This is a genomic window from Kitasatospora sp. NPDC059817, from assembly GCF_042731835.1.
Lineage (GTDB): Bacteria > Actinomycetota > Actinomycetes > Streptomycetales > Streptomycetaceae > Kitasatospora.
Genome location: NZ_JBHWIR010000061.1, coordinates 33266 through 42660 on the forward strand (window position 1 = coordinate 33266; position 9395 = coordinate 42660).

The 9395-nt window shown below is 74.4% G+C and carries 6 protein-coding genes; 5 read left to right on the plus strand and 1 reads right to left on the minus strand.

The window, feature by feature from the left end; genetic code table 11:
• Window positions 1–109: 109 nt before the first annotated feature.
• Window positions 110–787: a bifunctional DNA primase/polymerase gene (locus ACFV61_RS15845; RefSeq protein WP_063347686.1), complete on the minus strand. Its 678-nt coding sequence runs from the start codon at window positions 785–787 to the stop codon at window positions 110–112.
• Window positions 788–1392: 605 nt separating this feature from the next.
• On the opposite strand from ACFV61_RS15845, the gene ACFV61_RS15850 reads away from it, so the two are divergent.
• The 5 genes from ACFV61_RS15850 (at window position 1393) to ffh (ending at window position 9294) form a co-directional block, all read left to right on the plus strand.
• Window positions 1393–2847, plus strand: a complete 1455-nt coding sequence (locus ACFV61_RS15850) for a hypothetical protein (protein WP_363375923.1) — start codon at window positions 1393–1395, stop codon at window positions 2845–2847.
• Window positions 2848–3156: 309 nt separating this feature from the next.
• Window positions 3157–4569, plus strand: a complete 1413-nt coding sequence (locus ACFV61_RS15855) for an ammonium transporter (protein WP_380376637.1) — start codon at window positions 3157–3159, stop codon at window positions 4567–4569.
• Complete coding sequence (locus tag ACFV61_RS15860; RefSeq protein WP_063347683.1) at window positions 4566–4904, plus strand: P-II family nitrogen regulator; 339 nt, start codon at window positions 4566–4568, stop codon at window positions 4902–4904. The genes ACFV61_RS15855 and ACFV61_RS15860 overlap by 4 nt, the downstream gene beginning before the upstream one ends.
• A gap of 201 nt (window positions 4905–5105) precedes the next feature.
• Complete coding sequence (locus ACFV61_RS15865; RefSeq protein ID WP_380492113.1) at window positions 5106–7529, plus strand: [protein-PII] uridylyltransferase; 2424 nt, start codon at window positions 5106–5108, stop codon at window positions 7527–7529.
• Between the two features lie 199 nt (window positions 7530–7728).
• Window positions 7729–9294 (plus strand): signal recognition particle protein, encoded by a 1566-nt coding sequence (ffh, locus tag ACFV61_RS15870; protein ID WP_063351120.1) that lies wholly within the window; start codon window positions 7729–7731, stop codon window positions 9292–9294.
• Window positions 9295–9395: the final 101 nt, after the last annotated feature.

Below are 9395 nucleotides of genomic sequence, written 5' to 3' on the forward strand. Positions count from 1 at the left end.
CCCTTTCGCGTTGCCGCCCGGGACCGGAGGGGTGCCCGGGGCCGGAGGAGCGTGCTGAGCTGGAGGGGCGCACGCCGAGCCGCGTGGGGCGGGTGGGGCGCGCCGAGGCCTACGAGGCGAGCCAGGCGGGTTCGGCGGTGCGCTCGCGGCCGCGGTGGCAGGCGTAGGCGAGGGTGCCGAGCAGCAGCCGGGCCTCGGGCGGGCAGCCGGCGTTGTCGCGGGTGGGGCGGCGCAGCCAGCGGACCGGGCCGAGCGCGCCGAGCACGGTGGGCGGGGCGGCGACGTAGCTGCCCTCGCCGTGGCAGGTGAGGTCGAGCGCGGCGTCGTCCCAGCCCATCCGGTAGAGCAGGTCGGGCAGCCGGCGGGCGGCGCCGGCGGCGACCAGGAACTGCAGCCGGCCGGTGGGCGCGGCGAGCACCGGGCCGACCTGGGTGCCCATCCGCTCCAGCCGGACCAGCGCCTGCAGTCCGGCTTGCTCGGGAACGTCCAGGACGTCGAAGGCGCGGCCGGTGGGGAACAGCACCGAGCCCCCGGCGCGCGCCTCCCGGGACCGGTCCTCGCCGCCGGGTACGGGATGCAGGCCGGGCGCGGCGCAGCGGTCGGAGCCGCAGGGACAGCGGGTCGGGGCGGTGGCGGAGCCGGCCGGGGCGCCGGTGGCGACCGTCCAGCCCCAGCGGCCGGTGTACTCCGCGGCGGCTTGGGACGCGGTGACCTTGGTGCGGCGGCGCGCGCCCAGCGGTGTCAACCGCAGGTGTCCCAGTCGAAGTTCGCCGAACAGGTTGTCCATGCCTCCCCCAACAGGTTCCCGTCGCCGATGGTTACGGGATGGTGACTGTGTGTTGATTGTCCGTTGCGTGGTGCGTTGTGCGGTGGCGGCGTGCAGCGCCCGGTGTGCGCCTGTCGTGGTGGTGCGCCTCGAGCGCCGCCTTGTGGCTGGCGGCACCGATGCCGGATCGTGGGGTGGGCGAGGCGGCCGCCGATCAGGGTGGGCGGCGAACTCGCCTGTGACTGCGGTGGGTTGCCGGGGCTGCCGGGTTTCGCCGGTGGCCTTGGCGGCCCGCATATGCCGGGCCGTCGGACCTACCTAGTGAAGCGCGTGGGCCGTGGCTTCGGTTCACTCGTGGGGGTGGCGAAAGGTGGCGTTTCGCCAGGGCCGCTCCCGTGGGCGCCGCGCGGGGCATTACGTTCAGCACACGGACGTCTTCATGGAATCGACTCCGGTCCGCCAGGGCGCGGGAGTTGGGAACCTGACGGTCCGTCCGTAACGATGGCACACCAGTGCGAGAGCGTGGTACGGCAACACCTCAGGCACGGCACGTCTGGCAAGGGCCCGAAACCGTCGGGCGTCACGATCGGGGCCCCGAGGGGGCCGGGCGGGATGGGGACGTTCCCATGGCAGAGAAGCAACCCAACGAGAAGCTGACCACCTGGTTCGCCCGCAGCGGCTGGTCCAAGGGCGAGCTGGCCCGCCAGGTCAACCGCCGGGCCCGGCAGATCGGCGCCCACCACGTGTCCACCGACACCTCGCGGGTGCGCCGCTGGCTCGACGGCGAACAGCCCCGCGAGCCGATTCCCAAGATCATGTCGGAGCTCTTCTCCGAGCGCTTCGGCTCGGTGGTCTCGATCGAGGACCTCGGCCTGCGCGCCGCGATCCCGGTCTCCACCGTGGGCGGCGGCGTCGACCTGCCGTGGAGCGCGCCGCAGACCGTCCAGCTGATCAGCGACTACTCCCGCAGCGACCTGATGCTCAACCGCCGGGGCTTCCTCGGCACCTCGCTCGCGCTGACCGCCGGCGCCGCGCTGATCGAGCCGATGCAGCGCTGGCTCACCCCCGGCCCGACCGGCGCCCCCACCCCGATCCTCGCCGCGGCCAACGGCGGCGACCCGTTCACCGGCCGGCTGTCCGAGCCCGAGCTCGAACTGCTGGAGCAGACCACGGTCATGTTCCGGCAGTGGGACGCGCAGAACGGCGGCGGGCTGCGCCGCAAGGCCGTCGTCGGCCAGCTCCACGAGGTCACCGACCTGCTCCAGGAGACGTACAACGAGAACACCACCCGGCGGCTGTTCCGGCTCACTGCCGAACTCGCCCACCTGGCCGGGTGGATGTCGTACGACGTCGGGATGCACCCGAGCGCGCAGAAGTACTACGTGCTGGCCCTGCACGCCGCCAAGGAGGCCGGGGACCGCCCGTTCGGCGCACTCATCCTCACCGACATGAGCCGCCAGATGATCCACCTCAACCGGGGCGAGGACGCCCTGGAGCTGATCCACCTGGCGCAGTACGGCAGCCGGGACACCGCCAGCGCGCGCCAGCAGTCCCTGCTGTACGCGATGGAGGCGCGCGCCTACGCCACCATCGGCGAGGTGAACCGCTGCGCCCGGGCCGTCCGGCTGGCCGAGGACACCTTCACCGACATCCGCGAGGGGGAGGCGGAGCCGGACTGGCTGAAGTTCTTCTCGCCGGCCGAGCTGAACGCCGAGAACGCGCACTCCTTCCGCGACCTCGCGTACCACTCCGACAACGCCCAGCTGTACGCCTCGATGTCCGCGCCGGTGATGGAGCGCGCGGTCGACCTGTTCCGCCAGGACGGCGACCACGTGCGCTCGTACGCCTTCAACCTGATCGGCATGGCCAGCGTCCACCTGCTGCAGCGGGAGGCCGAGCAGGCCGCGGTGATGGCCGAGCAGGCGGTGGACATCGCCACCAAGGTGCGCTCGGAGCGGCTGAACTCCCGGGTCCGCAAGACCACCGAGGCCGCGGCTGCCCGGTTCAAGGGCGTGGACGCGGTGAGCCGGCTCAAGGAGCGCGTCGTCCAGGACATCCCCGAGTACGTCTCGGTGGTCTGAGCACCCCGAGCCCGTGGGCCGCGGACCCGGCCCGAGGACCCCGCCGACCGTGACGGCCGCCGCCGCCACGGTCGGTGGCCGTCGTGCCACCGGCCGTCCCGTTCGGCGGCACGGTAACCCGTTCGGCCCTGCGGCACGGCCGTCGTTCACGCAGGTGTAACCCGGGCGTCGCACGCGTCACGGCCGCGAAACAACGAGCCGCACTGGCCGAAACCAGCCTTCGGCACTCTCCTCTTCATCGCCGACACCCCGGGTGGCACGGGACGGGTAATCCGGGTTTGGATCGGCTTCCACGCAGAGGAGACGCCGATGCCGGACGGCTTCAGCGCGGGCGACACCGCCTTCGTGCTCATCAGTGCGGCCCTGGTCATGGTGATGACCCCGGGCCTGGCCTTCTTCTACGGGGGCATGGTCAGGGCCAAGAGCACCCTGAACATGCTGGCGATGAGCTTCCTCTCGCTCGGCATCGTCAGCGTGCTCTGGGTCCTCTACGGGTACTCGCTCAGCTTCGGACCCGACTCCTTCGCCGGTCTGATCGGCAACCTGGACTTCCTCGGGATGCGCGGCATCGGCCTGAACGACCTCACCGGGACCATCCCGGTCACCGCGTTCGCCACCTTCCAGCTGATGTTCGCGATCATCACCCCGGCGCTGATCAGCGGCGCGATTGCGGACCGGGCCAAGTTCGGCGCCTGGGGCCTGTTCATCGCGCTCTGGGTGACCGTCGTCTACTTCCCGGTCGCGCACTGGGTGTTCTTCTTCGACGGCGGCCACGGCGGCTGGCTGGGCGACCGCAACGGCGTGATCGACTTCGCCGGCGGCACGGCCGTGCACATCAACGCGGGCGTGGCCGGCCTCGCGCTCTGCCTGGTGCTGGGCAAGCGGGTCGGCTTCAAGAAGGACCCGATGCGCCCGCACAGCCTGCCGCTGGTGATGCTCGGCTCCGGGCTGCTGTGGTTCGGCTGGTTCGGCTTCAACGCGGGCTCGGCGCTGGCCGCCAACGGCGTCGCCGCGATGGCGATGGTCAACACCCAGGTCGCCACCGGTGCGGCGCTGGTCGGCTGGCTGGTCTACGAGAAGCTCAGGCACGGCGCGTTCACCACGCTGGGCGCCGCCTCCGGCGCGGTGGCCGGCCTGGTCGCGATCACCCCGGCCTGCGGCTCGGTCAGCCCGCTGGGCGCGGTGGCGATCGGCCTGATCGCCGGCGCGGTCTGCGCCGCCGCGGTCAGCCTCAAGTACCGCCTCGGCTTCGACGACTCGCTCGACGTGGTCGGCGTGCACGCGGTGGGCGGCGCGATCGGCTCGCTGCTGATCGGCCTGTTCGCCACCGGCGGGGTCGGCCAGACCGCCAAGGGTTTGTTCTACGGCGGCGGGCCGGCGCAGCTCGGCAAGCAGGCGATGGGCGTGGCCGTGGTCGCGGCGTACTCCTTCGTCCTGTCCTGGCTGCTGGCGAAGGCGATCGACAGGACGGTCGGCTTCCGGGTCGCCGAGGAGGTCGAGGTGGCCGGCATCGACCAGGCCGAACACGCCGAGTCCGCCTACGATTTCAGCGCGGTGGGCGCGGGCCTGGCGCGGGCCCTGCCGGGCCTGGTCGGTGCCGCGGCGGCCGCGAGGTCCGCGGAGAAGCCCGCCACCGGGAAGACCGCCGCCAAGGCCGCTGGGAAGGCCGCCGACAAGACCACCGCCGAGCCCGCCGAGAAGACCGAGGTCGACGCCCGATGAAGCTCATCACCGCCGTGATCAAGCCGTACCGCCTGGACGAGGTGAAGGCCGCCCTACAGGCCTTCGGGGTGCACGGCCTGACCGTCACCGAGGCCAGCGGCTACGGCCGCCAGCGCGGCCACACCGAGGTCTACCGGGGCGCCGAGTACACCGTGGACCTGGTCCCCAAGGTCAGAATCGAGGTGCTGGTCGAGGACGAGGACGCCGACGAGCTGATCGAGGTCCTGGTGAAGGCCGCCCGGACCGGCAAGATCGGCGACGGCAAGGTCTGGAGCGTCCCGGTCGACACCGCCGTCCGGGTCCGCACCGGCGAGCGCGGGCCGGACGCCCTCTGAGGGCCCTTCGCCGAGGGCCCTTCGTCGAGGGCCCCGAACCGTAGGACGCGCCGCAGGCGGGCCCGCCGCCCCCGAGGGGTCGCGGGTCCGCCGACGGCGCATCGGCGCCGGGCCGCCCCCAGGCCGCCCGGGACCTCCCCGCGGCCGCCCGCAGGCCGTCCGGCGCCGCCCGCTCAACCGCACGACGGACGGGACCACGCCATGACCACCGAGACCAGCCCTCCCGACTACGGCGCCGCCCGGGCCGCGCTGCTCGCCGGCCCCGGCCCGGCCGGGCGGCCCCGCCGCGCGGCTCTCGCCCGGCTCACCGACGACTGGCTGGCCGGTCTGCTCGCGGCCGCCGGCGGCCCGCCCGGCGTCGCGCTGGTCGCTGTCGGCGGCTACGGGCGCGGCGAGCTGTCCCCACGCAGCGACCTCGACGTCCTGCTGCTGCACGACGGCCGGCTCGACCCCGACCTGCCCGAGCGGATCTGGTACCCGGTCTGGGACGCGGGCGCCGCGCTCGACCACTCGGTGCGCACCGTCGCCGAGGCCCGGTCCGTCGCCGCCGCCGACCTCAAGGCCCAGCTCGGCCTGCTGGACGCCCGCCACCTCGCCGGGGACCAGACGCTCACCGCCGCCCTGCGCTCCGCCGTGCTCACCGACTGGCGCGCGAGCGCCCCCGCGCGCCTGCCGGAGCTGCGCGACCTCGGGCGGGAGCGGGCCGAGCGGCACGGCGAGCTGTCGTTCCTGCTGGAGCCCGACCTCAAGGAGGCCCGCGGCGGCCTGCGCGACGCCGTCGCGCTCAACGCCGTCGCCGCCACCTGGCTCGCCGACGCCCCCCGGGACGGCCTGGACGCCGCCGCGCTGCGGCTCGCCGACGTCCGCGACGCGCTGCACCTGGCCACCGGCCGGGCCACCGAGCGGCTCGGCCTCCAGGACCAGGACCAGGTCGCCGAACGGCTCGGCGTGCTGGACGCCGACACCCTGCTGCGCCAGGTCTACGAGGCCGCCCGCACCATCGCCTACGCGAGTGACGTCACCTGGCGGGCGGTGGACCGGGTGCTCGCCGCCCGGTCCGGCCGGGGCCGCCGGGCTGCCCGGTCGGCCTTCCCGTTCACCGGCGCCGGGCGCGGCGCGGGCGCGGTGGCCAGGGGCACGGTCGCGCGCCGGCCGCTCGCCGAGGGCGTGGTCGAGCAGGACGGCGAGGCGGTGCTCGCCCAGGGCGCCCGCCCGGCCGCCGACCCGGTGCTGCCGCTGCGCGCCGCGGCCGCCGCCGCGCAGAACGGGCTCACCGTCTCGTACGCGACGGTGCGCCGGCTGGCCGCCGAGTGCCGCCCGCTGCCGGTGCCCTGGCCGGACGAGGCGCGCGAGCAGCTGGTCACCCTGCTGGGCGCGGGCGAGGCGGCCGTCCCGGTGTGGGAGGCGCTGGAGGCGGAGGGACTGGTCACCCGGCTGCTGCCGGACTGGGAGCGGGTGCGCTGCCGTCCGCAGCGCAACGCCGTGCACCGCTGGACGGTCGACCGGCACCTGGTGGAGACGGCGGTGCGGGCCGCGGCGATGACCCGCCGGGTGGCCCGGCCGGACCTCCTGCTGGTCGCCGCGCTGCTGCACGACATCGGCAAGGGCTGGCCCGGCGACCACAGCGAGGCCGGCGAGGTCATCGTCCGTGACATCGCCGCCCGGATGGGCTTCGGCCCCGAGGACACCGAGACCCTGGCGGTGCTGGTCCGCCACCACCTGACCCTGGTCGACACCGCGACCCGACGGGACCCGGACGACCCGGCCACCGTCGAGGCGATCACCAAGGTGGTCGGCACCGCGGCACAACTGGAGCTGCTGCACGTGCTCACCGAGGCGGACGCGCTGGCCACCGGCCCGGCCGCGTGGAGCGGCTGGCGGGCCTCGCTGGTGGACGGCCTGGCGGCCCGGGTCGCCGCCCGGCTGGCCGGCGCCTACGCCGCGCCCGTGGAGGCCGCGCCGACCGCCGCGCAGGAGCGGCTCGCGGTGGAGGCCGCCCGGACCGGCGGGCCCGCCCTGTCGCTGCTGGCGCAGTCCGAGGGGGCGGACCCGGGCGCCGAGCCGATGGGCGTCGAGCTGACCCTGGCCGTCCCGGACCGGCCCGGACTGCTCGGCACCGTCGCCGGGGTGCTCGCGCTACACCGGCTGGCCGTCCGCTCGGCCGGCCTGCGCGAGCTGGACCCGATCGGCGCCGGCCCGGTGCTGCTGCTGTCCTGGCGGGTGGCCGCCGAGTTCGGCGAGCTGCCGGAGGCCGCCCGGCTGCGGGCCGACCTGCGCCGGGCGCTGGACGGCTCGCTGGACGTCTCGCGCCGGCTGGCCGAGCGGGACGCCGCCGCCCCGCGCCGCCGGGGCATCCCCACCCCGCCGCCGGTGGTCGCGGTGGCGCCCGCGGTGGCCTCGGCGACCGCGACCGTCCTGGAGGTCCGCGCGCACGACGCCCCGGGGCTGCTGCACCGGATCGGCCGGGCGCTGGACGGGGCGGGCGTGCGGGTGCGGACGGCGCACGTCTCGACGCTGGGCGCGGAGGCCGTCGACTCCTTCTACCTGACCGACGGGGCGGGTCGGCCGCTCGCCGCCGGGCGGGCGGGGGAGGTGGCGGCGGCGGTCCGGGCGGCGCTGGGCTGAGTCGCGCCGGGGCCCGCCGGATTCCGCCGGGGTCGGTCCGCCGGGGTCCGCCGACGCCTGCCGAGGTCCGTTCCAAGGCCTGTTCCGAGGCCCGTTCCGAGGTCGTGGCAACCCGGGTGGAGACCATACCCGGGGCGGCCGGATACCCTGGTGGGCGACGACCGTACCGATACCGATGCCGCAGAGGACCCGCGACGACGTGTTCGACACTCTTTCCGATCGCCTCGCAGCGACGTTCAAGAACCTCCGGGGCAAGGGCCGCCTGAGCGAGGCGGACATCGAGGCCACCGCCCGCGAGATCCGCATCGCGCTGCTGGAGGCGGACGTCGCGCTGCCGGTCGTGCGGGCCTTCATCAAGCAGGTCAAGGAGCGGGCGGCCGGCGCCGAGGTCTCGGGCGCGCTCAACCCCGCGCAGCAGATCATCAAGATCGTCAACGAGGAGCTCATCGCGATCCTCGGCGGCGAGACCCGCCGGGTCCGGTTCGCGAAGAGCGGCCCGACGGTGATCATGCTCGCCGGTCTGCAGGGTGCCGGTAAGACCACCCTCGCGGGCAAGCTCGGCCACTGGCTGAAGAGCCAGAAGCACACCCCGCTGCTGGTCGCCTGCGACCTCCAGCGGCCCAACGCCGTCAACCAGCTCCAGGTGGTCGCCGAGCGCGCCGGTGTGGCCTTCTACGGCCCGCAGCCGGGCAACGGCGTCGGCGACCCGGTGCAGGTGGCCAAGGACTCGATCGAGTACGCCAAGCAGAAGCAGTACGACGTCGTCGTCGTCGACACCGCCGGACGCCTGGGCATCGACGCCGAGCTGATGCAGCAGGCCGCGGACATCCGCGCCGCGGTCAACCCGGACGAGGTCCTGTTCGTCGTCGACGCGATGATCGGCCAGGACGCGGTCACCACCGCGCAGGCCTTCCTCGACGGCGTCGACTTCACCGGTGTCGTGCTCTCCAAGCTCGACGGCGACGCCCGCGGCGGTGCCGCCCTGTCGGTCGCGCACGTCACCGGCCGGCAGATCATGTTCGCCTCCAACGGCGAGAAGGTCGACGACTTCGACGCCTTCCACCCCGACCGGATGGCCTCGCGCATCCTCGGCATGGGTGACGTCCTCTCGCTGATCGAGAAGGCCGAGCAGACCTTCTCGCAGGAGGAGGCCGAGAAGATCGCCGCCAAGCTGCGCGGCGGCCCGAAGGCGTTCACTCTGGACGACTTCCTGTCGCAGCTGGAGCAGGTCCAGAAGATGGGCTCGATCTCCAAGCTGCTGGGGATGCTGCCCGGGATGGGTCAGATCCGCGACCAGATCAACAACATCGACGACAAGGACGTCAACCGGGTCGGCGCGATCATCAAGTCGATGACCCCGGCCGAGCGCGCCGAGCCGGAGCTGATCAACGGCTCCCGCCGGGCCCGCATCGCCAAGGGCTCGGGTGTCCAGGTCGGCGAGGTGAAGAACCTGGTCGAGCGGTTCTTCGACGCCCGCAAGATGATGTCCGCGATGGCCTCCGGCAAGGGCGTGCCCGGTATGCCGGGGATCCCGGGCATGGGCGGCGGCGCCAAGAAGTCCGGCAAGAAGGCCCCGCAGGCCAAGGGCAAGCGCAAGAGCGGCAACCCGCTCAAGCGGGCGCAGGAGGAGGCCGCGGCCGCCCAGCGCCGCGCGCTCGGCCCGGGCGGCGACCAGGACCCGGCCGGCGGCGGCGCGTTCGGCCTCGGCGCGGGCAAGGGCCCGGCCGACTTCGAGCTGCCCAAGGAGTTCAAGGACCTGCTGTAGACCGGTCCGTCGTGGGGGAGGGCGGCGAGGACGAGGGGGTCGGGGGCGGTGGGCGGGCCGCGCGCGCACGCGGGGGGGGTGTGTTGGTGTGGGAGAGACGC